We start from the raw sequence: 24,200 nt of genomic DNA, 5'->3' as shown, positions 1-24,200 counted from the left end.
GATCGTTCTGGCTTTTTCTTCGAATCGCCGGAGCGATCTCAGTCTCTGTTTTACGTATTGTCCGGACGGAAAAGCTGTTCCGCTTTTCCTGGAAATGCTCAGGGGGGAGAGTGGCCGCCTTTACAGACCGCCACCTTGATTTTGGTCAAACCTTTTCGTTTCAGGCCTTTTCCTTCTCAGGCGGTTGCATCGCCCTTGCTGGCGGCCAGTTGCTTCTCCTGGCCGATGGTTTCGATCATGGCCGCAACCGCCTCGGTTGCCGCCTTCAGCACGCCGGCGTCGCGGGCGCGCACGACGATCTCCGTCGAAAAACGCTGTCCGTCATATTTCGGGTAGGAGCCGATGCTGGTTTCGGGATGAGCCTTCTGGATGGCCGTCAGCGGCGTGCCGATATCGCCTTCGCCATAGGGGGAGCGCACCGCCTGCGACATGACCTTTGCACCGGTGCGCAAGGTCGGCATGACATTGTCGAGCATGGCCTGGAACACCTGCGGTACGCCGGCCATGACATAAACATTGCCGATGACGAAGCCAGGGGCGACGGAAACCGGATTGGCGATGTGTGCGGCACCTCTTGGCATGCGCGCCATGCGCTTGCGCGCCTCGGTGAATTCCATCTCGCGGACGCGGTACATGTCGCCCAGCAGGCGCAGCGCCTCGGCATCGTGCTCGCAGGGCAGGCCGAATGCCACTGACACCGCATCCGCGGTTATATCGTCATGGGTCGGGCCGATGCCACCTGACGTAAAGACATAATCATAACGGCCGCGCAGCGCATTCAGCGCCTCGACGATCTGCTCCTCCTCGTCGGCGACGATGCGCACTTCCTTGAGGTCAATGCCGGACATGGTGAGGACATCTGCAAGATGGCCGATATTCTTGTCCTTGGTGCGGCCCGACAGCAATTCGTCGCCGATGGCGAGCATGGCGGCGGTGACAACGGAGGAGGTGGAGGAGGGATTGGACATGGTTGCACTCGTCATCTGTTTCCCCTGACGTTAGCCCTGCTCCCGATGAATGCAAAGCAGTTTTGAAAAAATGTCCTTTTGTAAATGGTTGACATTCCGGTTTTCCGTTCACTCATGGTGAACAGTGCGTATGCCAATCCCCGGCTGGCGGGAGGAGGGGCCGTGGGCTAGGTTTTCGTCACATACATTTGACGGGTCAACGCCGATGATCATCCAGTTTTTGAAAAAGCTTCTGGCCGGTACGCCGGAAAAAATTCCAGCAAAGGAAACAAAGAGAATGACGAAGGTTTTGGTACTTTATTACTCCGCTTACGGCCATATCGAGACGATGGCCTATGCGGTCGCCGAAGGCGTCAAGTCCACCGGCGCGGAAGCCGTGGTGAAGCGCGTTCCCGAACTGGTGCCGGAAGAGGTCGCCAAGGCCTCCCATTTCAAGATGGATCAGTCGGCCCCGGTGGCGACGGTGGAAGAACTGGCTGAATACGACGCCATCATCGTCGGCGCCGGCACGCGCTTCGGTACGGTCGCCTCGCAGATGCGCAATTTCTGGGATCAGACCGGCGGTCTGTGGTTCAACGGCAAGCTGGTCGGCAAGGTTGGCTCGGCCTTTACCTCTTCCGCGACCCAGCATGGCGGTCAGGAATCGACCATTCTCGGTTTCATTCCCACCTTCCTGCATCACGGCATGGCCGTTGTCGGTCTGCCCTATGCTTTCCAGGGCCAGATGGGCGTCGATGAAATCAAGGGCGGTTCGCCCTATGGTGCTTCCACCATCACCGATGGCGACGGCTCGCGCCAGCCTTCCGAAATCGAACTCGAAGGCGCACGCTTCCAGGGCGCGCATGTGGCAAAAATCGCTGCCAAGCTCTCTGCCTGATTTTTAAGGTTCTTTGAAAAAGAATGCGGCCCAAAAGGCCGCATTTTCTGTTCCGGCATTTTTAGTCGCCGGCATCCTCAGCAAAGGATTTTTTGAGGCGGGTCAGATCGGCAGGTTGACCATGAAAAGGCAGCTTGCGACCACGAAGCCGAGCATCGAGATTTCTAGAAAACCGTTCAATCCGTCACGCATTTCAATCCTCCTTGTGTCGGGCGAAAAGAGAACGGACAGAGCCTATTGCGGTTCCATAACAGAAGAATGAAATTTAGAGATTTTTAATGCCTTGCCATTCCGCGTGTGGCGAAGGCGATCTGGGCGCTTCAGCCCGTGACGACGAAGGCGACGACGAGATGGCCGATGAGGCCGATTGCGAGGCAGGAGAGAAGAAAGATGAACAGGGCTTTTTTCATGTTTCCGGAAGCTTCCATTGGTTTTTATCCATCGAACCTGTTGTCTTGAAAATTCAGCGCCGCAGGGCAAATCGCATCGTCCTGCGGCAGGCGAGCCAGTTCCCGTCAGGCCTTGAAATCGAGGCCCGCTTCGATGGCGGCGGCGAGGAAAGCCTTGCGCGCATCTTCCGGCTTTTTCCGCCCGGCATCAACGGCGGCGCAGACGAGCAGCGCCTTGTCCAGCGCATCGCCATCTTCGATCGGCCAATCTTCGATCAGCGCCCAGGAGGCTGCCTGCGTGGTTTCGATGCTCGTATATTCGCCCGGCGTTTCGAACGCGATCAGGACGGGTTTTTGCCAGCGCGTGTTCATCGCCTATCCGTATTGTTTGTCGTGCCCGGCTCTAACCGAAGCGGCCTGAATGCGCAATCCGTTTCGGCCCCGGTGCGGTGCGGTCAGTCGTCGCGTCCGAACAGCCAGTCGCGAATGATGCGCCGGTCGATGAGTTCCAGCGAGCGGTCGGGCGCGATGCGGTAGGTTTCCACCGCCCTTGTGCTGCCATCGATACGGAATTCGTGGCTGAAGGTACTGCCGATCGGCGATTTCGTCAGCTTGGTGCGCGGCTGGCCTCTATAGGTAATGCTGCCGGGGATCGGTGCGACATAGGGCGCCGGTCCAGTATAAGGGGGCGGTCCGACCGTGGTGCATCCCGCCAGCGCCAATGGGAGCGCTATAATGGCCGATGATAGGAGCGTTTTCATCCTGTCCTCCGAAGTGCCTCTGCGAAAACGATATGGAGGCGCAGCGGTTCCCGGCAGGCAAGAAGATCAAGGCTTATTCGTCCTGCCTATTTGCTTTTCGGATTCTGAATGTCGCGCGCGACCCAGCGGAAGAAAGCGTAGACGAGGAGGCCAAAGATGAAAAGCGGGATGAGGTTCGCAAAACCGGACATATGATTCTCGTTTCTCCCTCCCGGTCCGGGGTCTAGCCGGAGTGAAACCGGCAAGGCAAGAGAAGCGCCTGTCACCGCCAGTAAAATATCCGTGTGCCGCAAGGGGGAGATTTGTTGCTGCCCGGGGAGGGCGGGAGAGATCTGGCGCACTGCCAGTGATGCCAGATCTCTCTGTCTCCCGCCAGTTTCAGGGTACGGGGGACTTGTTATAGTATAACGAATAACCACCAATGGACATAGGCCGAAAAATTACCACGAATAAATCGCTGCCATCGCCGGTCATCGAAGCCCCTGACGTTTGGCCTCGAGACCCGCGCCATTTCAATGCCTGCGGGCGAAGACGTTTATCCGGCAAATTATTTCACCCAACGGAAGCAGACACGGGCTCATCGCAGATAGCGCTTTAACCCGTTGAAACGGCTACGATGCTTTTTGGGAAGCAGGCCGCAGCGCGGGGACTGAAGGGAACCTTTTTTATGCTGCGTCATTGAATCAGGCACAAGACATGCCAATAGCGGAGGGTTAAACATGCTCGGCACCATCCTCGTCATCCTGCTTATTCTGTTCCTGATCGGCGCGCTGCCCAGCTGGGGTTACCATAATTACGGTTATGGCCCGTCGGGCGGTCTCGGACTGGTTCTGGTTATCGTCCTGATCCTGGTTCTGATTGGGCGGATTTGACGACCACCCTTGAGACTGGGCCACCGCCCGCACTGCCGCAATTGCGGCGGATGCGGGCGTTGTTTCTTCTGGAATATGAGGAAGATACGAAAAACCACGCAATCTTAACCCCTTAGACCGTGGGCGACTGCATGGCGCCTATCGGGCCTGAAAAAACACCACATTCGGAACGAACCCTCTTGCGCCCAAAATGGATTCGTTCTAAATGCCCGCCATCGCTCGAATGAAGAGCGTGTGAGGCCTCGTGGCGGAGTGGTGACGCAGAGGACTGCAAATCCTTGTACCCCGGTTCAATTCCGGGCGAGGCCTCCAAAATTTATTTTCTCAACCTGATAATCAGAATCGTGTGTAATATTACACGCCTTTCTGTGCTTTATTCCCAGCTCATTCCAGATAAACGGTTGAGTGTTTGTATGGTTACTTTCAAACGACTCTGCGGTTTGCCTGCCTATGGTGAGATGGCAATCAGCTTCCCAAAACCTGGCAGTTTTCGGGAAGGCGTTGTTTTTGAATTCACAATGTCAGGCGGCAATAGCTGGGTCGGCAATTTCGATCCCGGGTATCGAACGTCATCTGTAGCAACCGGTGTTTACCCCGAGTTGGGAGCAGGAGCGGTTTTTGTTCTTGCAGATGGGCGCGCCTATAAAATCAATGCCGTAACCAAAGAATTGATTGAAGAAATCTCCAGATATGTTGTCTGGATAGGATACTTCGCCCCCTTGGAAATTATGGTTGTCTGTGACGATCTCGAGGTCGTAGCGTATACAAGAGCCGGGGTGTTTTGGCGGAGCGAACGCGTTTCTTGGGATGGAATCGAGTATGTTTCCATTAGAAACGATAGGTTGTTCGGCCAAGCCTATGACCCAATGGATGATCGATGGCTTCCGTTTGAGATTGATCTGGCAACAGGCCTCATCACAGGTGGCTCTTACTTGGCGAATTAAACGGCTGTTTTTCATCTGACGATGACATCTCAGGTAAAAACGTGTCGCACCGTTTGAAATGTCTCCGAATAGCATCCTTATTTCAGAGGCGTATCGCTTTTTCCCGCACATCCCACTCACCACGCTTGAAAGCGCGCGCCTTGGCAATTATGAGATTATCCAAAGGTGAGGGGAGGCCCGCGCCGTTTTGAGCTTTTGGAGCCGAGGCTTCCCGACCGGCATCCGTGAAATTGAGGCGATAAGGACATGATGGATTTCGAAACCGCGCGCGCCAATATGGTCGACAGCCAGCTGCGCACGACTGACGTGACTTCGCATTCGGTGCTGAAGGCGTTTTTGAGCGTGCCGCGCGAGGCTTTCGTGCCGGCGGGCGTGCGGCAGATTGCCTATGCGGATGAGGATATGCAGATCTGTCCGGCCCGTGACGGCCGCCCGGCGCGCTATGTCATGAAGGCTTCGCCGCTGGCGAAACTGCTGCAGCTTGCCGCCGTCTCCAAGGAAGATGTGGTGCTGGAAGTCGGCGGTGGTGCCGGTTACGCGGCAGCCATCCTTTCCCAACTGGCCGGTTCGGTGGTGTCGCTTGAATGTGACGAAGCGCTGGCGGCGCAGGCAACCGAGACGCTGGCATCGCTCGGATATGACAATGTCGCCGTCGTGACCGGCGATCTTGAAAAGGGTTATGCAAGCGAAGCGCCCTATGATCTGGTTTTCGTCAACGGTTCCGTCGAGGAAGTGCCGGCGGCGCTGACGGACCAGCTGCGCGACGGCGGACGTCTGGTCGTTGTTGTCGGATATGGCAATGCCGCAAAGGCCACCGTCTATCGCCGTGATGGCAACAGCACATCGGCTGCAAGCTCTTTCAACGCCTCCATCAAGCCTCTGCCCGGTTTTGCCAAGGCGGCAGAATTCGTTTTCTGATCCATCGACATATTCGTTGCCGTTTACGCCGGGGTGGACCTTCCGCCCCGGCGTTTGCTTTTGTATGGTCTGCATGCTTCCCCGGTTGTCCGCGGCGGTGCCTTGACAGCCTGTTCTCACAAAGCTGTGCATCACCGTGAAACTTGTCGAATCAGTGATTTAGTTCCTGACTATGCTGCCCTAGACTAAGGGTGATTCGGGGTGTGCGTATTTCTGCCCCGCATGACCCTGCGACAGGGACGGCAAAAACGCCCGGCGGTTTTGTCCGAACATGTTTCAGAACATCGGCGCGGCAGCCGGCTTCGGCTGTCACGGACGCGATGTAAGAATTGAACAGGTGCAAAGCGCCATGTCCGGTATCCGGAGGGATACGGCCTGCGCGCTCAAGAGTGGAAACCGGGGATTGATATGGCTCAGCCAAGCGTAGCGCGTGAACCGTCCATGGAAGAGATTCTGGCGTCGATACGCCGGATCATCGAGAGCAACGAGCCGGGACCTGCCGGTGCGTTTTCCGGACAGTTGCCGCCGGTCTATGACGATGAAGACGATGCCGCCGGTGAAGCGGCCTTCGTGACGGAGCCCGTCAGCCCGCCGGCCCGCGTTCCTCCCGCCGCAAACCAGGCCTATGGTGCGCGGCCCGCGCAGGATTATTCGTCGGCTTCCGAAAGGCCGATGCCGGAACAGCCGGAAATCTCCGCCGAGAAGACGATGTCGCTGGCCGACGTTGCAGCCCGTGTTCGCGCCGCCGCCGACCGTAACGCCGCGATGGGACCACAGGCATTTGCAGCGCAGGCGCAGCGTGTGGCAACGGAGCCCGCACCGGCCGCGCCCGCCCCATCGTCTTCAAGCGCAATACCGGCTGAACGTCCGGCGCCGCAGCGTCCGACGGATGTGCGGCCGCTGATGGCGGCAACCGCTGCTGCTGCCAGCGAACAGCCCGTGCCTTTCGCTACCGAGGATCGCGCCGCCGCCGCTGCCATCGAAAATGCGCCTTTTGCCGAGAACCCTTTTGAGCAGCTTGCGTTGCGTGGCGCGATCGAAACGCCGCTCCCCAAGGAGCATTTTGAAATCGAAGTGCACCAGCCGGCCGTCGAGATGCCGAAATTCGATCTGGCCGAGCCCGAGGTGGAAGCCGAGAGCGCTTTGTCGCTCAATCTCATTTCCGCTGCCGCCGGTGCCCAGATCGCCCGTTCCTTCAGCGAACTTGCTGATGTGTTCGATGGCGTAGAGCGCCGCTCGATCGAGGATCTGGCTGCCGAGATGCTGCGCCCGATGTTGCAAGACTGGCTGGAGGACAATCTGCCGACTTTGGTGGAGCGTCTCGTGCGCGAGGAAATCGAGCGCGTCGCACGCGGTTCGCGCCGTTAAGTTCTCTCTGGCCGCCTGTCTCAAATGCGCCAGGCCGTGACGAAACAGGGGCCGCTCCGCCATCGGGGCGGCTTTTTTGTTGAAGATGAAGGCGTTATCGGGGCATAGTCATATGCAGGGTCGCCCCATCGGCGGCTTAAGCAGGTCGGTTTCTGTTGACTCTCGACCATCCATCCTTATTTAAAAAAATCCACACAAGAACTCTAAAATTCAGGTCAGGAAATGCTCGAGAAGACCTACGATTCCGCAGCCGTCGAACCGAAGATCGCCAAAGCATGGGACGAGGCGAATGCTTTCCGTGCCGGCGCCAACGCCAAGCCGGGCGCGGAAACCTTCACCATCGTCATCCCGCCGCCGAATGTGACGGGCTCCCTGCATATGGGCCATGCGCTCAACAACACGCTGCAGGACATATTGGTCCGCTTCGAGCGTATGCGCGGCAAGGATGTGCTGTGGCAGCCGGGCATGGACCATGCCGGCATTGCCACCCAGATGGTTGTGGAGCGCAAGCTGATGGAACAGCAGCTTCCGGGCCGCCGCGACATGGGCCGTGAGGCCTTCGTGGAGAAGGTCTGGGAATGGAAGGCCGAATCCGGTGGCTTGATCTTCAACCAGCTGAAACGCCTCGGCGCATCCTGTGACTGGTCGCGTGAGCGCTTCACCATGGACGAGGGTCTCTCCGAGGCTGTCCTCGAAGTCTTCGTCACGCTCTACAAGCAGAACCTGATCTACAAGGACAAGCGTCTCGTCAACTGGGACCCCAAGCTGCAGACCGCGATTTCCGACATGGAAGTCGAGCAGATCGAGATGAAGGGCAATCTCTGGCACTTCCGTTATCCGCTGGAAAAGGGCGTGACCTACCAACATCCGGTCGCCTTCGACGAGGAGGGCAAGCCCACCGAGTTCGAAACCCGCGACTACATCGTCGTCGCCACGACCCGTCCCGAAACGATGCTCGGCGATACCGGTGTTGCGGTTAACCCGGAGGACGAGCGTTACAAGGGCATTGTCGGCAAGCATGTCATCCTGCCGATCGTCGGCCGCAAGATCCCGATCGTTGCCGACGACTATGCCGATCCGACGGCCGGCACCGGCGCAGTCAAAATCACGCCCGCGCATGATTTCAACGACTTCGAAGTCGGCAAGCGCTGTGGCCTGCGCGCCATCAATGTCATGAATATCGATGGCACCATCTCCATCAAGGAGAATGAGGATTTCCTCGAGGGCCTCAGCCATCCGGCCGCCCTGCATGGCGCATGGGATCGTCTGGAGGGACAGGACCGCTTCTTTGCGCGCAAGGTCATCGTTGAAATCTTCGAGGAAGCCGGTCTGCTCGACAAGATCGAGCCGCACAAGCACGTCGTGCCGCATGGCGACCGTGGCGGCGTGCCGATTGAGCCGCGTCTGACCGATCAATGGTGGGTGGACAACAAGACGCTGGCCCAGCCGGCGATTGCCTCGGTTCGCGAAGGCCGCACCAATTTCGTGCCGAAGAACTGGGAAAACACCTATTTCCAGTGGATGGAGAACATCCAGCCCTGGTGTATCTCGCGGCAATTGTGGTGGGGACACCAGATTCCCGCATGGTACGGCCCGGATGGGCAGGTCTTCGTCGAAAAGACCGAGGAAGAGGCGCTGCAGGCGGCCATACAGCATTACATCGCCCATGAAGGTCCGTGGAAGGCCTGGGTCGAGGAGAAGCTTGAGAATTTCAAGCCGGGCGAAATCCTGACACGTGACGAAGACGTGCTCGACACCTGGTTCTCGTCGGCGCTCTGGCCGTTTTCGACACTGGGCTGGCCGGAAGAGACACCGGAACTGGCGCGTTATTACCCGACCAATGTGCTCGTCACCGGCTTTGACATCATCCCGTTCTGGGTGGTGCGCATGATGCAGATGGGCCTGCATTTCATGAAGGACGATGCCGGCAACCCGGTTGAGCCGTTCAGCACGGTCTATATTCACGCGCTGGTTCGCGACAAGAACGGCCAGAAGATGTCGAAGTCCAAGGGCAACGTCATCGATCCCCTGGAACTGATCGACGAATATGGTGCGGATGCGCTGCGCTTCACGCTCGCCATCATGGCGGCGCAGGGCCGCGACGTTAAGCTCGATCCCGCGCGTATCGCCGGTTATCGCAACTTCGGCACCAAGTTGTGGAACGCCACGCGTTTTGCCGAGATGAACGGCGTGAAGCGCGATCCGCACTTCCTGCCCGAAACCGCCTCGCTGACGATCAACCGCTGGATCCTGACCGAGCTTGCCAATACAGCGCGTGATGTGACGGCTTCGCTTGAGAATTTCCGTTTCAACGATGCCTCCGGCATTCTCTATCGTTTCGTCTGGAACCAGTTCTGCGACTGGTATCTGGAACTGCTGAAGCCGGTCTTCGGCGGTGAAGACGAAAAGGCGAAGACGGAATCGCAGGCCTGTGCGGCCTATGTTCTGGATGAGATCTACAAGCTGCTGCATCCCTTCATGCCGTTCATGACGGAAGAGCTGTGGGCGCATACGGCCGGCGAGGGCGAGGAGCGCGATGATCTGCTCTGCCTCACCGACTGGCCGGTGCCGGAATTCCGCGACGACGCTTCGGCTGCGGAAATCAACTGGCTGATCGATCTCGTATCGGGCATCCGCTCGACACGCGCCGAGATGAATGTGCCGCCGGGTGCGACAGCGTCGCTGGTGGTCGTCGGCGCCAACACCTCCACCGAAGCGCGGCTTGATCGCCACGCCGCCGCCATCCGGCGCTTAGCGCGGGCCGATGAAATCCGCGGCGGTGATGTTGCGCCGAAGGGTTCGGCCCAGATCATCATCGGTGAAGCCACGGTCTGCCTGCCGCTCGGCAACCTTGTCGATCTCTCAGCTGAAAAGGCCCGTCTTGAAAAGGCGATCGGCAAGGTGGATGCGGAAATGGAACGTATCGACAAGAAGCTCTCGAACGAAAAATTCGTGGCCAATGCCGATCCGGAGGTTGTGGCCACTGAACGCGAACGCAAGGCGGAACTCGAGGTGCAGCTGACAAGCCTGAAGACCGCCATGCAGCGGGTGAACGAGGCGGGATAACCCGCCCTTGCCGTTCCAACAGCAAAACGCCCCGTTAATGCGGGGCGTTTTTTTGCCTTTTGTCAGGTTTCATTTCTTTTCATTGCTGCGTTGCAGCGGCGAATCATTTCCGGGAAACAGTGCGATTATTTCATCGCGAAATTCGTCCGGATCATCCGGAAAAGCGGAAAAAAACCAATAAAAACGGTCTGATAAGCGGGTTTCTTCGGGAAAATGCGACTGTGGTTATTTGGCGACATTTCCTGTTGGCTTTGGCAATTTGTTTCGTTTCGCGTCAGTTTTTCCGAACGGATTAGAAAAATAGCCTAAAATGATTATATAAGAGGGCAGACATAAAATTCTTACGTAAAAAAATCGCCGCATTTGTGCGACAGCCGGAAACTGCGGCAGATTGTCATTTGCCCTTTGGCGTTTCACTCTATCATCGATCACATTGCCTTGATTGGGGAGAGAGATGGCAAAAACTGCAATTTTTCGCGGCGCGGTATGTTTCGTAGCCAGCATCGCGGCGGTCACGCCTTCACTGGCCGGCGGCCTGGAGCGCGGCGGTTATAATATCGACCTGCTGTTCGATCCGTCCGATTATGTTCTCGATAGTTCGACAACTTTTGTCGCGCCGCAGCGCAAGGTCGAGAATGCACGGGACAATCCGCTGAAGAGCGGTCCCTTGCCTGCCTCGTGGTCTACCAGCGCGGACGACTCGGAGAACTTCTGGTCTACCCGTATCGGCGCCAAAGCAGCGATCGGCGATTTCGGCGACTGCATGTTCGATTATTCGCAGCCCTGGGGCGCGCATCTCAATCCCGGCATCTGGCAGGGATCGAGCTACAATATCGAAACCAAGGTCAAGTCGCACAATTATGCCACCACCTGCCGCGTGAAGTTCGATCTTGGCAAGGGTGACTTCTCGATCATCGGCGGTGGATTCTATCAGGAAATCAGCGGTTATAAATACCGTCAAGTGCTTGGACCGGCCGTTCTCGGCTTGAATCCCGCATGGTCCAGCTTCAGCGGTGTCGGCAAACTGGAGATGGAAGGTGATGGCTGGGGCTGGCGTGCTGGCGTGGCCTATGAAATTCCTGAAATCGCTTTCCGCACAAGCCTTGTTTACAACAGCTCTGTCGATCACGACCTGACTGGCTTTGCCGATGTGAGATCGATCCCGCAGACACCGCCGTCCATATCCCCAACGTTGGCGAAGTATGGCGGCAAGCTCGTGCCGGTCTATGGGTCTATTTCTATGCCCGACAGTATCGAGCTCAAATTCCAATCAGGCATTGCACCTGACTGGCTTGCCTTTGGTTCGGTAAAATGGACTGATTGGAGTCAGATTCAGGTCATTCCTTTCTGCGCTGCTGGCACATCGCCGTGTGTTCCGAGCGGGACAGACACGTTGAACACGCTTGACCTGTATTATCGCGATGGCTGGACTATCTCTGGCGGCGTTGGTCATAAGTTTAACGAGCAATGGAGCGGCGCTGTCAGCGTGACTTGGGATCGCGGGACGTCCACGATTATCGGCACGCAGACCGACACCTGGACTCTCGGCACGCAGATCGTTTATTCGCCTAACAAGAATATCGAATTCAAGATTGCCGGTGCTCTTGGCCTTTTGACCTCGGGAAGCTCCTCGATCAACGGCGGACCCTGCGGGGCAGGCTTCACGTGCGGCAACGAGGCTGGCTATGACTTCGGCAACGATCTCGTGGCTGCCATTTCGACGGGCGTGAAGGTCAAGTTCTGACGCCCCACTTCCATTGATGCTAAAATAAAGGTCCGGTTTACCAACCGGGCCTTTTTTCATGCCCGACTATGATTCCTTCTCGATAAAATCTTCCAGGCCGAAAGTTTTGTGACGATTTGGCAACACTTTTCTGCAAGCGTGGAGCCGCGTTGGAATGTGAGCATATCTGTCCATTTCCCGCCACAAACAGAGTGCTTGGCTTATGTTTATGGACGCGGGAATGAAAGAACATGCGGGCGTTTGATGTGGATCTCTGGAATTGCAGAAAGTGAAAACGGGTTTGGATTCAGGGTTTAAGCAAGTAATACGGGAATTTGGTCCGGCTTTCTTGTTTGGCGCTGACCGGCAGATGGTGAAACGCCGTTATATTGCCGGAAATTATGCCTATATCTGTTTCACTGAAAATTTGGAGCAATTACCGCAAGAGACCACCGGCGGTGCGCTGGGAAGTGCTGCCGGAAAGACGCAGTGTGTTCGAAAAATCGCGACCCGGCGGGGTTCGGCTTTGCAGTATTCCGCAAGTATTGGCTATATGCCGGGAAGAGTTATGAGAAGTTCGCCGAAATGCTGAAATGTGAAGCCAACGTTTTAAAGCCGCTCCTTATGGGCATGTTGCTTGCGTCGCTCGCAATGCCTGCCGCGGCTTTTGACATCAATGCGGGCGTGACCAAGGAATCCGGCCCCTTCGACCTGTTCAAGTTCGGCTTCAAGGCCTACAAGAACGGCAACAAGGGTGAAGCCGTCGAGGCCTATCGCTACGCGGCTGAAAAGGGCCATACTGGTTCGCGCTGGGCGCTTGCCAATATGTATGCCTTTGGCGATGGCGTCGCCAAGAACGACTTCGAAGCTTTCAAGATTTACAGCGAAATCGCCAGCCAGGGCGTCGAGCCGGGTTCCGAAGATACCGGCTTTTTCGTCAACGCGCTTCTTTCCCTTGCTGATTATTACCGGCACGGCATTCCCGGCAGCCCGGTGAAAATGGACCTTTCACAGGCCCGCCAGCTTTATTTCCAGGTGGCTTCCACCTTCGGTGTGGCTGAAGCGCAGTTCCGGCTGGCGGAAATGATCCTGGCCGGCGAGGGCGGCCGGGCGGATGTGCAGCAGGCCAAGAAGTGGCTCAACCAGGCGCGCAAGCACGGCCATGCCGGCGCCATGTCGATCTTCGGCAATCTGATCTTCCAGGAAGGCCAGACGGCGCAGGGGCTGGCTTTCATGACGGCGGCGCTGGACAAATGCACGGCGATAGACTGTACGTGGATCCAGAACCTGCAGGAGCAGGCTTTTTCGCTGGCTGGCGAAAATGATCGACGCGCGGCCATCGCGATGGCGCAGAACATGCAGATCGACGATTCCAATTGAGATGATGCCGGTCGAGGCGATTTCGCCCGTCTGACGCGAGCCGGTCAGCCGACCGGCTGGAAATCGAAATAACCGCAGACCGGAACGTGGTCGGACGGTTTTTCCCAAGCCCGCACATGTTTTTCGATGTTGACGGATTGCAGCCTGTCGGCCGCCTCCGCCGAGAGCATCAGGTGATCGATGCGGATGCCGTTATTTTTCGGCCATGCGCCGGCCTGATAATCCCAGAAGGAATATAGTCCTGCCTCATCGGTGGTTGCGCGGGCGGCATCGGTAAAGCCCAGATGTTCCAGCTTGCGGAATGCAACGCGTGTTTGCGGCAGGAACAAAGCATCGCCTTCCCACACGCGTGGGTCGTGGCAATCAAAGGGCTCGGGAATGACGTTGTAATCGCCCGCCAGAATGAGCGGTTCCTCAAGCGCAAGACGATCTTCGGCAAAGCGCCGCAGCCGTTCCATCCAGGCGAGCTTGTAGGGATATTTGACCGGATCGTCAGGCGGATTGCCATTTGGCAGGTAAAGCGAGCAGACGCGGATCGCGCCGCCATCGACAGAAAACACGCCTTCGATGAAACGCGCCTGTTCATCGGCGTCATCGCCCGGCAGGCCGCGATTGATCTCGTCCGGCTTCATCTTCGACAGCAGGGCGACGCCGTTGAAACCCTTCTGGCCGTGGGTCTCGACGTGATAACCGAGCGCTTCCAGCTCAAGGCGGGGAAAGCCCTCGTCAACCGACTTTATTTCCTGAAGGCAGACGATATCAGGCGATGAATCCTTCAGCCACTGGCAGAGGTTTTCGATACGCGCCTTGACGCCATTGATGTTCCAGGTGGCAATCTTCATCGGAGTTTCCCTTTTGTGGGGGTACTTTTACCCGATGCAAAGGCGATTGCCACCGTTTTTGGAACGCGGTGGTGAGGATGTGGTGGATAGAATGGTGTCAGATCGAGAAGCTCGTCCCACAGCCGCAGCTTGCGACCGCATTAGGGTTCTTGATCTGGAAGGACTGGCCAAGCAGATTATCGACGAAGTCGATTTCGGAGCCGGCCATGTAGATGACCGACATGCTGTCGATCAGCACCTTGGCGTCGCCGCGGGCAATCACGATGTCGTCATCGGCGGGGTCTTCCGCCAGATCGAACTTGTAGGAGAAGCCCGAGCAGCCGCCGCCTTCCACCGAAACGCGCAATGCGTGCTTGCCCGCATCGGCTGCGACGATCTGGGCGATTCGCTTTGCTGCGGCTTCCGAAAGGGTAATGTCGCTGTTTTCCATGTCGTTCCTCCTGCCGGGGTCAAGAACCGGAGAGCAAAAATCTCGTTGTCACTATTATAAACCGGTCAAATTAACGGTCTATAGCCTGTGTGAAGGCGGTCTGCGCGGCGATGATGCTTTGCGCCAACCTCTGCGATAGGTATGAAGGGTGAATGAAAAGGTCAATGGCCGAGGCGAAAAGGACGTCATAGCCTAGGTCATGGCGGCGAAGACAACAGGTGGATGCATGATCATAGACCAGCGCGCATTGGGTTTCGGAAGCGGCGAGAGGGCGGTTTTCGCCTCGGATCCATGGACCACGCGCGGGCGTCTTTTTCCCGAAGAAGGCAGCCTGACGCGTTCCGAATTCCAGCGTGACCGGGACCGCATCGTCCATACCACAGCCTTTCGCCGCCTGAAGCACAAGACGCAGGTGTTCATCAGCCCGGACGGAGACCATTACCGTACCCGTCTTACCCATACGATCGAGGTGGCGCAGATCGCCCGGGCGCTCGCTCGCGCGCTGAAACTCGACGAGGATCTGGCGGAAGGCGTGGCGCTGGTGCATGATTTCGGCCACACGCCCTTCGGTCATACCGGCGAGGATGCGCTGGATGCGGTGCTGTTGCCCTATGGCGGTTTCGACCACAATGCCCAGTCGCTGCGCATCGTCACCAAGCTGGAGCGCCGTTACGCCGAATATGATGGCATCAACCTGACATGGGAAACGCTCGAAGGGCTGGTGAAGCACAATGGCCCACTGGTGAATGCAAGCGGCGAGGGGGTCAAGGCGCCGGTTCCGCTGCCCATCCTCGAATATTGCGAGCTGCAGGATCTGGAGATTGGCAGCTATGCCAGCCTTGAGGCGCAGATGGCGGCGATTGCCGATGACATCGCCTATAATACCCATGATATAGATGACGGCCTGCGCGCCGGCTATCTCACTTTCGAGATGCTGGAGGAGGTGCCGTTCCTGAGCGACCTGATGGCCGAGGTACGTGGCAAATATCCAGTGCTCGACAAGGAGCGTTTTGCCAACGAGATCATGCGCCGGCAGATCACCCACATGGTGGAAGATGTGATCGGCGTGGCGCAGCAGAATCTTGCCCGCCTGAAACCGCAGAGTGCGGCGGATATCCGCGCCGCCGATTTTACCGTCGCGACATTTTCGCCCGAGATGGCCGAGACTGACCGGCAGATCAAGAAGCTGCTATTCGGCCATATCTACCGTCATCCGGAAATCATGCGCATCCGGGCTGGCGCTACGCAGATCGTCACCGACCTTTTCCACCGTTATATGGAAACGCCGGCGGAGATGCAGAGCCACTACTGGGTGGACAGCATTTCCGGCATGAGCGAGGCGGCGAAAGCCCGGCATGTGGGCGATTATCTGGCCGGCATGACCGACAGTTATGCACTGCGCGCTCACCAGCGGCTGTTTGACCACACCCCCGATTTGCGATAGGGCAGCGGGCGATCGCGAAGCCGACCCGGTTATGACGGCCGGACTAAACAGAAGCCCTTCGCGCAGGTTGGAACGATGAACATTTTTGCCGATTTCGATACCAGGATCAAAAACGCGCTCGAAACTCTCGATCTCGTCAAAGAGAACCGCGAAAAGGTCGATTTCAGTCGAATTACCGTCGAATCCCCGCGTGATCTGAGCCATGGCGACGTTGCAACCAATGCGGCGATGGTGCTGGCGAAGCCGCTCGGCACCAATCCGCGCGCGCTCGCCGAACTCATCGTGCCCGCCCTTCAGGCGGATGGCGATGTCGACAGCGTCAATGTTGCCGGTCCCGGCTTCATCAATCTCAAGGTCTCCGTCGGTTACTGGCAGCGTCTGCTGGCCGACATGATCGGCCAGGGCATCGATTTCGGCCGTTCGACGATGGGCGCCGGCCAGAAGATCAATGTCGAATATGTCTCCGCCAATCCTACCGGCCCGATGCATGTCGGTCATTGCCGTGGCGCCGTTGTCGGCGACACGCTGGCGAACCTGCTCGCATTTGCAGGTTATGGAGTTACCAAGGAGTATTACATCAACGATGCCGGCTCGCAGATCGATGTGCTGGCGCGTTCGGTCTTCCTGCGTTACCGCGAAGCTCTGGGTGAGGATATCGGCGCCATTCCATCGGGCTTCTACCCCGGCGATTACCTCGTTCCTGTCGGCCAGGCGCTGGCGGATGAATATGGCATCAAGCTGCGGGCCATGCCCGAGGAAAAGTGGATGCCGATCGTCAAGGACAAGGCAATCGCTGCGATGATGGCGATGATCCGCGAAGATCTGGAGACGCTGAACGTCAAGCACGACGTGTTCTTCTCGGAGCGCACGCTGCATGAGGGCAATGGCGGACCAATCCTCTCGGCCATCAACGATCTGACCTTCAAGGGTCACGTCTACAAGGGCACGCTGCCGCCGCCGAAGGGCGAATTGCCTGACGACTGGGAAGATCGCGAGCAGACGCTTTTCCGTTCCACCGAAGTGGGCGATGACATGGACCGTGCGCTGATGAAATCGGACGGCTCCTACACCTATTTCGCCGCCGACGTTGCCTATTTCAAGAACAAGTTCGATCGCGGTTTCTCCGAGATGATCTATGTGCTCGGCGCTGACCATGGCGGTTACGTGAAGCGTCTGGAAGCGGTTGCGCGCGCCGTCTCCGAGGGCAAGTCGAAGCTGACGGTGCTTCTGTGCCAGCTCGTCAAACTGTTCCGTGATGGCGAGCCGGTGAAGATGTCGAAACGCTCCGGCGACTTCGTCACGTTGCGCGATGTTGTCGACGAAGTGGGTCGCGATCCCGTGCGATTCATGATGCTCTATCGGAAGAATTCCGAGCCGCTGGACTTCGATTTTGCGAAAGTGACCGAACAATCGAAGGATAATCCGGTCTTTTACGTGCAATATGCGCATGCCCGCTCACAGTCGATCTTCCGGCAGGCGCAGGAAGCGTTTCCGGGGCTTGCTCCGTCTGCGGAAGAGATGGCGGCATCTGTTGCTTTGATCAGCGATATCAACGAGTTGCAGCTGGTTGCAAAGCTCGCCGAATATCCGCGCCTGATCGAATCCGCGGCCCTTTCGCATGAGCCGCACCGTCTTGCTTTTTACCTCTATGATCTCGCCAGTTCCTTCCATGGACACTGGAACAAGGGCAAAGACCAACCGGAATTACGTTTTATTAACGATAAAAACCGAGAATTGAGCATTGCCAGACTTGGGCTGGTGAATGCTGTCGCGAATGTTTTGAAGTCTGGCCTTACGCTTTTGGGAGCGGACGCACCTGACGAAATGCGATAACATATCACCATTATTTGCTCACAATACGCTGGCAAGAGCTGCAATGCGTAGATGGTGGAACACGTAATGGTCGAAAAAAATGTCGCGTATAACCGGGACGCCCGGTCCGAAGGGTTCGCTGACAACGATCCTCTGGCAGAACTGGCGCGTATCGTCGGCTTCGAAGATCGTCCTTCGCATGCGGGTTCCGAGGCTCAGCCATCGGTGACCCGTCGCGAACCCGAATTTAACCTCGAAGATGAGCTTCTGAGGGAATTCGAGATTTACGATGCGCCGCACGCTGATCCGGTCGTTCTTGATCCGGCGAACGATGTTCGTGCGGGCATCCACCCCAACGACTTTATGCAGCGTGTCGAATCGGTTTTCGCCCGCCGCGAGCCAGAGCTTGCACCTGCACCTGCACCCGAGGTGAGGGAAGAGCCGCTTCCCGAGGTCGATCAGGCCTATATCCATAATTACGTGGAAACATCCGCTCGGCAGGATATCCGTTCGGATTTTCGTGATGACGCCGGCGCTGTCGCTGAAGTTTTCGATGTGCATTCCCGCCAGCCACGCGCCGCCGAGCCGGTGGTTTACCAGCCGCCCGCCCAGCAGGTCGCATGGGAAGAGCCGCAGGCCGTTGAAACGGCCGAGCCGGAATGGCACGCCATGCCGGAGCTTCCGGCTGATGTTTCGAGCAATGTTGCTTTTGCCGGTCAGGCCTATGCGCCGGAACCGCAGGCTTTCGATCTTGCCGATGAGGTAGAGATCGCGGTTGCCGAAGAAGCGCCCGCGCCGGTTTCCGTGCGTCCGCCTTCGCATGGCGGTCGTTCTTCGCTCGAATTCTCCAGCCTGCGCCTGCCGCTTGCCAATTTTGGTGCGCGCCGCGATGTTTCCGCTGTCGATCCGAGAAGGGTCGAGCCGCGCTCCGAGCAGCCGCCTGTCGTGGCCCGGATGGAGCCGCAGATCGAGCCACAGATCGAGCCTACGCCGGCACCTGCCGTCATTCAGGCGGAAGAGACAGCACCTGTCTTTGCGCCTTCGGTTGCGGAAAGCTTCACGCCTGCTGAACAGCCTGTGACGCCTCCGGTTGCTCAGAGGCCGGTCGCGACCAATCTGTCGCCGATGGACGAGCTGATCTACGACGTTGCGAAATATTCCATTCCCGGTCGTGGCGAAGAACCCGTCGTACAGTCCGCGCCTGTCGTTCAGGCTGCAAAAATCGAGCCGCCGGTGGTTGCCGCAACGCCAGTTGCTGCGGTGCCTGAGCGGGTGACGCCGGTTGCCCCTGCCGTATCGCAGGCTCCTCTTCAGGAGCCGGATTTCACGGATTTTGCCGGTTTCAACGATGATGATTTCGAGCTGGCGCTCGATGATCTCGATCTTGATATCGACCTGTCGGAAATTGCCGAAGCGGAGGTTGCTCCTGCGCCCGCGCCGCAACCCGTTCGCCAGCAGCCGGTCGCTCCGGTGGTGGCGGCCGCGCCGCAGCCGGTGAGGGAACAGCCTGTTCCGCAACCGCGCGCCGCAACCGTTGCCGCCCCCATCGTGGCAGCAGCTGCACCCGTTCAGCCGCGCCCGGCCGTCGCTGCGCCGCAGCCGGCAGTGCCGCAGACGCTGGAAAGCCTGCCTTTCGATCCTTCGCAGATCGGTGAAACGGAAGAACACCCGGAAACCATTATCGAGATGGATGTTCCGGAACTGCCGGTCGGGGTTTTCGAACCCAAGCCCGCGCCGCGCCGTCACGAAGAAGATCTCGATATCGATACAGAGCTTGCGACGCTGTTTGCGCCTGCCGTTGCCGGCGGTCTCGACCGCCATAAACATGCGGAAAACCGCGCTGCGGCCCCGCAGGCGCGTGCCGCGCAGGCTCCCGATGACGCCGATGAATTCGAGCGGGCCCTGGAAGAGGACTTCCGCCGCTCCATGCAGGAGGCTGCGGCTTCCCGTGGTAATGCGTCGCGCGATGCCGAGAATACCTATGTCGATCATCAGGCGGCCTATCGTGAGGAAGATGAACGTGGCGGTCGCCGCTGGATCATGCCGGTGGCAGCTGCCATCGGTCTGGTGCTTGTCGGTGGTGGCGTTTACGCGCTGATATCAGGCGGTTCTTCCAGCACCGGCTCCAATGGCGCGCCGGTCATCATCTCCGCGGATAACGACCCGATGAAGGTCGTGCCGGAAAATCCGGGCGGCCGCGTCGTGCCCAATCAGGACAAGGCGGTTTATGACCGCGTTGCCGGTGGCAGCGCTGCCGATCCGAAGCAGCCGGCGCTGATTTCCAGCAACGAACAGCCGGTGGATGTGGTTCAGCGTACGCTGATCCCGGAACAATTGCCGCTGGAAGGCGAAAACGACGGAGATATGGAAGCGACCGGCACGCCGGTTGGCGAGACCGAAGATCCGCGCCTGCTTTCGCCGGAAGAAAAGGCCGCTCAGAACGAAGGTTCTGGCGCGACCGGTGTTTCGCCGCGCAAGGTCCGTACAATGATCGTCAAGCCTGACGGTACGTTGGTCGCCCAGGAAGTGGACGCACCGGCAGCCCAGCCGCCGAAGGCGGACAAGGTTGCCGAGCTTGCCGCACCGCAGACCGCCAAGCCGGGTGAGGGCGCTCCTGCCGTCATCGCTGCTTCGCGGGTTCCGGTGGCGCCCGAGCAGGCTGCAAAGCCGCAGGCCAACACGCCTGCTGCCGCTTCCACGCCGGCTGCGCAGTCTGCAGCACCGCTTCCTTCGGCGCGCCCGTCTGCCCAGCCCGCCAATGTGGTGGCAACCGTGACCAATCAGGGTAATGTCCGCCCGACGACGGCCGCTCCGGCCCAGCCGCCGGCCGCGCAGCAGCAGACGGCTGCCGCAACACCTGCTGCAACCAGCACGCCTTCTGCCGGTGGTTATTACATCCAGATCGCCTCGCTGCCGAGCCAGGCTGAGGCCCAGAAGTCCTACCAGAACATGTCGGCCAAGTTCGGCTCGGTCATCGGTGGACGCGGCGTCGACATCAAGGCGGCTGAAATTGCCGGCAAGGGCACCTTCTACCGCGTCCGCATCCCGGCTGGTGACAAGAATGAAGCCGTGGCGCTGTGCGAGAAGTTCCGCTCGGCCGGTGGCAGCTGCCTGGTGGCACGGTGAAGAGATGCGCCGGGGAACGCCCCGGCGCTGATTGTCTGATGTATCTAACGGACTGACGGAGCACCTGTTCTCCGTCATGCCGGACTTGATCCGGCATCCAGCCACGGCGCGTCTGCGCTGTGAAAGAGTCTCTCGCGATCAAGGACTTGATCGCGCTGGACCCCGGATCAAGTCCGGGGTGACGTTTGTTTATGTTGCCGTCTCCCTCAAGGGTTGAGAGTTTGGCAACGTTCTTCCCTCTTTATTCCTGCGAGCGTGACACCATGACCGATTGCAAAGCTATGATCCTCGGATGCAGTGGGCTTGCGCTGACCGCCGACGAGATCGCCCTTTACCGCGACCAGCAGCCGTGGGGCTTCATCCTGTTCGGCCGCAATATCGGCGAGCCGCAGCAGATCACCGATCTCGTCGCATCCATGCGCGATGCCGTCGGGCGGCCGGACGCGCCGGTGCTGATCGATCAGGAAGGCGGACGGGTTCAGCGTATCAAGCCGCCGATCCTGCAAGCCTATCCGAATGCCCGCATTCTTGGCGAAATCTACGAGCGTGACCGCGAGGAAGGCCTGCGCGCCGCCTGGCTGATGTCGCGCCTGCATGCCTTTGACCTGATGAAATTCGGTATCAATGTCGATTGCCTGCCGGTGCTCGATGTGCCGGTGGAAGGCGCCAGCAATGTCATTGGCAACCGCGCTTATGGCTATTCGCCGACCATGGTGGCGCAGATGGGCCAGGCGGCTGCCGATGGCCTGAAGGCCGGTGGCATGTTGCCCGTCATGAAACATATGCCGGGTCACGGTCGCGGCATGGTCGATTCGCACCATGAGCTGCCTGTTGTCGATGTGCCGCTTGATGAGCTGGACGCCCATGATTTCGTGCCGTTCCGCGCGCTTAACCGCGAATTGATGGCGATGAGCGCACATCTGGTGTTCAACGCCGTTGACCGCGAACGACCAGCGACCACCTCGGCAAAGGTGATCGAGGAGATCATTCGCGGCCGCATCGGCTTTGACGGGCTGCTGATGTCCGACGACAGTTCCATGAATGCGCTGAAGGGCACACTTGGCGAGCGGGCTGCGAATATTGTTGCGGGTGGTTGCGATATAGTCTTGCATTGCAACGGCGTGATGGGTGAAATGCTTGAGGTTGTGAAGGAAGTTCCCGTTCTTTCCGGCCGTTCGCTGGAGCGGGTGCGGGCCGTGGAGGCGGGTTTCCCCGCTGCTGACGCCTCCGACGAAGCCGAACTGAGAGCTGAATTCAACGCCATGTGGGCCGTTTCCTGACGATCGGGCGGCGGTCGCCCACTCGGGATCACAGGCCGGATGCCCGGCGGATGGAACAATGGCCGCAGACAAGTCTCGCAATTCAACGCCGATGGACAAGCTCTGGCAGGATGTGACGCCGGAGCGGTTGACGGGCGAGGCCGGGCTGGTCATCGATGTCGCGGGTTTCGAAGGCCCGCTCGATCTCCTCCTGCATCTTGCCCGCACGCAGAAGGTCGATCTGTCGCGCATTTCGGTGCTGGCGCTTGCCGAGCAATATCTGCAATTCGTGGAAAGCGCGCGCCGTGTGCGCATTGAGCTGGCCGCCGATTATCTTGTCATGGCGGCCTGGCTTGCCTTCCTGAAGTCCAAACTGCTGATCCCGCAGCAATCGAAGGATGACGGGCCTTCGGGTGAGGAAATGGCCGCGACGCTGGCCTTCCGGCTGAAACGCCTGGAAGCGATGCGCGAGGCGGCCGAAAGGCTCGTCAACCGCGCCCAGCTTGGCCGCGATGTTTTTGCCCGGGGTGCACCGGAGCATATTCCGCATATCAACCGTTCGGCTTACGAGGCGAACCTCTACGATCTCCTGAGCGCCTACGCCAATCTGCGGCAGAGGCAGGCCATCACCCAGGTCACCATCGAAAAGCGGCAGGTGTGGTCGCTGGTGGAGGCGCGGGAGCTTCTCAACAGTCTCCTCGGTGATGTCGGTGAATGGACGGTGCTCGATCAATATCTGCTGCAATATGTGCCGGATCCCGCCATGCGGGTGACGGCCATCGCCAGCGCCTTTGCCGCCTCGCTGGAGCTGGTGCGCGAGGGATCGCTGCAAATCCGGCAGGAGGGGGCTTTTCAGCCCATCTATATGCGCCGTGGCACAAGGGACGAGCGTGCAGCCCAAGCCGGGGAGACCGATAATGACAAATGATGATGATGAGACCGGCGAGGCGATGATCGTGACAGACGGGATGGCCCCCGAATCCACTGTTTTTTCCGAACGTCAGCTGAAGGAGGCCGAGCGGATCACCGAAGCGCTGGTTTTCGCCTCTGCCGAGCCGGTTTCCATCGGTTTCATCGCCGAGCGTCTGCCGCGCGGCATGGATGTCGTTGCCATCCTGCACCGGCTTAAGGCCGCCTATGGCGACCGTGGTGTCAATCTCGTGCAGGTGGGTGGGCAATGGGCGTTCCGCACGGCCGGCGACCTTTCCTTTGTCATCCGCACGGAGGAGAAGGAACCGAAGAAGCTGTCGCGCGCAGCGCTGGAGGTTTTGGCGATTATCGCGTATCATCAGCCGGTGACACGCGCCGAAATCGAGGAAATCCGCGGCGTGCAGACCTCGCGTGGTACGCTCGACGTGCTGATGGAGGCGGGATGGGTGCGTTTCCGCGGTCGCAGGCGCACGCCGGGCCGGCCTGTGACGATCGGCACGACGGTGGAGTTTCTCGATCATTTCGGCCTTGAGGAATTACGGGATCTGCCGGGCCTTGAGGAACTGAAGGGGGCGGGGCTGCTTTCGGGCCGCATTCCGTCCAATTTCGGCGTGCCTCTGCCGATGATGAGCGACGAGTTGCGCGAGGATGAAGACCCGATCACGCAGCTCGATCTGGAGGAACTGGGCCTGCTTGCGCCGGGTGGGGGCGATGGTGACGATTGATATCGTCATGAGCCTGCGTGATACACGCGAAAAGTTTATGGGCACGGCCCGTCCCAGCGACGATTTGTCGTTTGAAAAAGCCTTTCAAACGTCTTACATCGTCTGAAAGCGAAATTCAGGAGTTGCAGTTATGGGTTCTTTTAGTGTGTGGCATTGGCTCATCGTGCTGGTGATCGTTCTCGTCCTTTTCGGACGCGGCAAGATCCCCGAACTGATGGGTGATGTCGCGAAGGGCATCAAGAGCTTCAAGAAGGGCATGGCTGACGAAGACCAGACGCCGCCGCCGGCAGATGCCAATGCGAAGACTGTCGACCACAAGGCTGACGAGATCAAGTAAGCGGCTCGTGTCGTTTGGTTTGAGACCGG

Annotated in this window: 21 protein-coding genes and 1 tRNA gene; 17 read left to right on the top strand and 5 right to left on the bottom strand. The window is 58.7% G+C overall.

Annotation, left to right across the window (positions count from 1 at the left end; genetic code table 11):
- Positions 1-176 precede the first annotated feature (176 nt).
- The gene (locus PL640_RS08070; protein ID WP_271361472.1) at positions 177-968 is read right to left on the bottom strand and encodes a competence/damage-inducible protein A; all 792 of its coding nucleotides are present in this window, start codon (positions 966-968) and stop codon (positions 177-179) included.
- 277 nt (positions 969-1,245) lie between these two features.
- Between PL640_RS08070 and wrbA the strand changes: the two genes are divergently transcribed.
- A complete protein-coding gene (wrbA, locus tag PL640_RS08065) occupies positions 1,246-1,845 on the top strand; it encodes an NAD(P)H:quinone oxidoreductase type IV (RefSeq protein WP_142840026.1) in 600 nt (199 codons plus the stop codon).
- Between the two features lie 515 nt (positions 1,846-2,360).
- Here wrbA and PL640_RS08060 read toward each other — a convergent pair.
- Positions 2,361-2,606 (bottom strand): DUF982 domain-containing protein, encoded by a 246-nt coding sequence (locus PL640_RS08060; RefSeq protein WP_271361355.1) that lies wholly within the window; start codon positions 2,604-2,606, stop codon positions 2,361-2,363.
- An 83-nt stretch (positions 2,607-2,689) separates the two neighbouring features.
- Positions 2,690-2,995, bottom strand: a complete 306-nt coding sequence (locus PL640_RS08055) for a hypothetical protein (protein WP_271361353.1) — start codon at positions 2,993-2,995, stop codon at positions 2,690-2,692.
- A gap of 719 nt (positions 2,996-3,714) precedes the next feature.
- Here PL640_RS08055 and PL640_RS08050 point away from each other — a divergent pair.
- The 9 genes from PL640_RS08050 (at position 3,715) to exoR (ending at position 13,266) form a co-directional block, all read left to right on the top strand.
- Entirely contained in the window at positions 3,715-3,867 is a 153-nt protein-coding gene (locus PL640_RS08050) for a DUF3309 family protein (protein WP_080824959.1), read from the top strand.
- Positions 3,868-4,105: 238 nt separating this feature from the next.
- Positions 4,106-4,179, top strand: a tRNA-Cys gene (locus PL640_RS08045).
- Complete coding sequence (locus PL640_RS08040) at positions 4,146-4,811, top strand: hypothetical protein (protein WP_271361351.1); 666 nt, start codon at positions 4,146-4,148, stop codon at positions 4,809-4,811. Before PL640_RS08045 ends, PL640_RS08040 begins: the two co-directional genes overlap by 34 nt.
- Before the next feature lie 246 nt (positions 4,812-5,057).
- The gene (locus PL640_RS08035; RefSeq protein ID WP_271361350.1) at positions 5,058-5,729 is read left to right on the top strand and encodes a protein-L-isoaspartate O-methyltransferase family protein; all 672 of its coding nucleotides are present in this window, start codon (positions 5,058-5,060) and stop codon (positions 5,727-5,729) included.
- Positions 5,730-6,137: 408 nt separating this feature from the next.
- A complete protein-coding gene (gene popZ / locus PL640_RS08030; protein WP_271361349.1) occupies positions 6,138-7,097 on the top strand; it encodes a cell division protein PopZ in 960 nt (319 codons plus the stop codon).
- Positions 7,098-7,319: 222 nt separating this feature from the next.
- Positions 7,320-10,163 (top strand): valine--tRNA ligase, encoded by a 2,844-nt coding sequence (locus PL640_RS08025; protein WP_142840022.1) that lies wholly within the window; start codon positions 7,320-7,322, stop codon positions 10,161-10,163.
- Between the two features lie 454 nt (positions 10,164-10,617).
- Complete coding sequence (locus tag PL640_RS08020; protein WP_271361348.1) at positions 10,618-11,907, top strand: OmpP1/FadL family transporter; 1,290 nt, start codon at positions 10,618-10,620, stop codon at positions 11,905-11,907.
- A 259-nt stretch (positions 11,908-12,166) separates the two neighbouring features.
- Entirely contained in the window at positions 12,167-12,478 is a 312-nt protein-coding gene (locus PL640_RS08015; protein ID WP_271361347.1) for a hypothetical protein, read from the top strand.
- A complete protein-coding gene (exoR, locus tag PL640_RS08010) occupies positions 12,472-13,266 on the top strand; it encodes an exopolysaccharide production regulator ExoR (RefSeq protein ID WP_046798325.1) in 795 nt (264 codons plus the stop codon). The genes PL640_RS08015 and exoR overlap by 7 nt, the downstream gene beginning before the upstream one ends.
- Before the next feature lie 44 nt (positions 13,267-13,310).
- Here the strand turns inward: exoR and xth are convergent, their stop codons facing one another.
- Both xth and erpA read right to left on the bottom strand, forming a co-directional pair.
- Entirely contained in the window at positions 13,311-14,108 is a 798-nt protein-coding gene (gene xth, locus PL640_RS08005) for an exodeoxyribonuclease III (RefSeq protein ID WP_142840020.1), read from the bottom strand.
- 97 nt (positions 14,109-14,205) lie between these two features.
- Entirely contained in the window at positions 14,206-14,538 is a 333-nt protein-coding gene (erpA, locus tag PL640_RS08000; RefSeq protein WP_046798327.1) for an iron-sulfur cluster insertion protein ErpA, read from the bottom strand.
- Positions 14,539-14,764: 226 nt separating this feature from the next.
- On the opposite strand from erpA, the gene PL640_RS07995 reads away from it, so the two are divergent.
- The 7 genes from PL640_RS07995 to PL640_RS07965 all read left to right on the top strand — a co-directional run bounded on the left by PL640_RS07995 (position 14,765) and on the right by PL640_RS07965 (position 24,171).
- Positions 14,765-15,982 (top strand): deoxyguanosinetriphosphate triphosphohydrolase, encoded by a 1,218-nt coding sequence (locus PL640_RS07995; RefSeq protein WP_271361346.1) that lies wholly within the window; start codon positions 14,765-14,767, stop codon positions 15,980-15,982.
- A 75-nt stretch (positions 15,983-16,057) separates the two neighbouring features.
- The gene (gene argS / locus PL640_RS07990) at positions 16,058-17,815 is read left to right on the top strand and encodes an arginine--tRNA ligase (RefSeq protein ID WP_142840018.1); all 1,758 of its coding nucleotides are present in this window, start codon (positions 16,058-16,060) and stop codon (positions 17,813-17,815) included.
- A 66-nt stretch (positions 17,816-17,881) separates the two neighbouring features.
- Positions 17,882-20,920, top strand: a complete 3,039-nt coding sequence (locus PL640_RS07985; RefSeq protein ID WP_271361345.1) for an SPOR domain-containing protein — start codon at positions 17,882-17,884, stop codon at positions 20,918-20,920.
- 263 nt (positions 20,921-21,183) lie between these two features.
- A complete protein-coding gene (gene nagZ, locus PL640_RS07980) occupies positions 21,184-22,200 on the top strand; it encodes a beta-N-acetylhexosaminidase (RefSeq protein ID WP_271361344.1) in 1,017 nt (338 codons plus the stop codon).
- Between the two features lie 58 nt (positions 22,201-22,258).
- Positions 22,259-23,107, top strand: coding sequence for a segregation and condensation protein A (locus PL640_RS07975; RefSeq protein WP_142840015.1), 849 nt, complete (start codon positions 22,259-22,261; stop codon positions 23,105-23,107).
- A 22-nt stretch (positions 23,108-23,129) separates the two neighbouring features.
- On the top strand, positions 23,130-23,834 hold the full coding sequence (gene scpB, locus PL640_RS07970) for an SMC-Scp complex subunit ScpB (RefSeq protein WP_405049201.1): 705 nt from the start codon (positions 23,130-23,132) through the stop codon (positions 23,832-23,834).
- A gap of 130 nt (positions 23,835-23,964) precedes the next feature.
- Positions 23,965-24,171: a twin-arginine translocase TatA/TatE family subunit gene (locus PL640_RS07965; RefSeq protein WP_046798332.1), complete on the top strand. Its 207-nt coding sequence runs from the start codon at positions 23,965-23,967 to the stop codon at positions 24,169-24,171.
- Positions 24,172-24,200: the final 29 nt, after the last annotated feature.

This window comes from Agrobacterium sp. ST15.16.024 (genome assembly GCF_027956545.1).
Classification (GTDB): Bacteria; Pseudomonadota; Alphaproteobacteria; order Rhizobiales; family Rhizobiaceae; genus Agrobacterium; species Agrobacterium cucumeris.
Note: the sequence above shows the minus strand (reverse complement) of the source record. Positions and strands in the feature narration are given on the sequence as shown.

Bases quoted from the DNA above. Each gene is read 5' to 3' on its own strand.
- PL640_RS08035 (WP_271361350.1), top strand. From the start codon at position 5,058: ATGATGGATTTCGAAACCGCGCGCGCCAATATGGTCGACAGCCAGCTG.
- scpB (WP_405049201.1), top strand. From the start codon at position 23,130: ATGATCGTGACAGACGGGATGGCCCCCGAATCCACTGTTTTTTCCGAA.
- PL640_RS08070 (WP_271361472.1), bottom strand. From the start codon at position 968: ATGTCCAATCCCTCCTCCACCTCCTCCGTTGTCACCGCCGCCATGCTC.
- popZ (WP_271361349.1), top strand. From the start codon at position 6,138: ATGGCTCAGCCAAGCGTAGCGCGTGAACCGTCCATGGAAGAGATTCTG.
- PL640_RS08060 (WP_271361355.1), bottom strand. From the start codon at position 2,606: ATGAACACGCGCTGGCAAAAACCCGTCCTGATCGCGTTCGAAACGCCG.
- wrbA (WP_142840026.1), top strand. From the start codon at position 1,246: ATGACGAAGGTTTTGGTACTTTATTACTCCGCTTACGGCCATATCGAG.
- PL640_RS07975 (WP_142840015.1), top strand. From the start codon at position 22,259: ATGGCCGCAGACAAGTCTCGCAATTCAACGCCGATGGACAAGCTCTGG.
- PL640_RS07985 (WP_271361345.1), top strand. From the start codon at position 17,882: ATGGTCGAAAAAAATGTCGCGTATAACCGGGACGCCCGGTCCGAAGGG.
- argS (WP_142840018.1), top strand. From the start codon at position 16,058: ATGAACATTTTTGCCGATTTCGATACCAGGATCAAAAACGCGCTCGAA.
- PL640_RS08025 (WP_142840022.1), top strand. From the start codon at position 7,320: ATGCTCGAGAAGACCTACGATTCCGCAGCCGTCGAACCGAAGATCGCC.
- exoR (WP_046798325.1), top strand. From the start codon at position 12,472: ATGCTGAAATGTGAAGCCAACGTTTTAAAGCCGCTCCTTATGGGCATG.
- erpA (WP_046798327.1), bottom strand. From the start codon at position 14,538: ATGGAAAACAGCGACATTACCCTTTCGGAAGCCGCAGCAAAGCGAATC.
- PL640_RS08020 (WP_271361348.1), top strand. From the start codon at position 10,618: ATGGCAAAAACTGCAATTTTTCGCGGCGCGGTATGTTTCGTAGCCAGC.
- PL640_RS08050 (WP_080824959.1), top strand. From the start codon at position 3,715: ATGCTCGGCACCATCCTCGTCATCCTGCTTATTCTGTTCCTGATCGGC.
- PL640_RS07995 (WP_271361346.1), top strand. From the start codon at position 14,765: ATGATCATAGACCAGCGCGCATTGGGTTTCGGAAGCGGCGAGAGGGCG.
- PL640_RS07965 (WP_046798332.1), top strand. From the start codon at position 23,965: ATGGGTTCTTTTAGTGTGTGGCATTGGCTCATCGTGCTGGTGATCGTT.
- xth (WP_142840020.1), bottom strand. From the start codon at position 14,108: ATGAAGATTGCCACCTGGAACATCAATGGCGTCAAGGCGCGTATCGAA.
- nagZ (WP_271361344.1), top strand. From the start codon at position 21,184: ATGACCGATTGCAAAGCTATGATCCTCGGATGCAGTGGGCTTGCGCTG.
- PL640_RS08055 (WP_271361353.1), bottom strand. From the start codon at position 2,995: ATGAAAACGCTCCTATCATCGGCCATTATAGCGCTCCCATTGGCGCTG.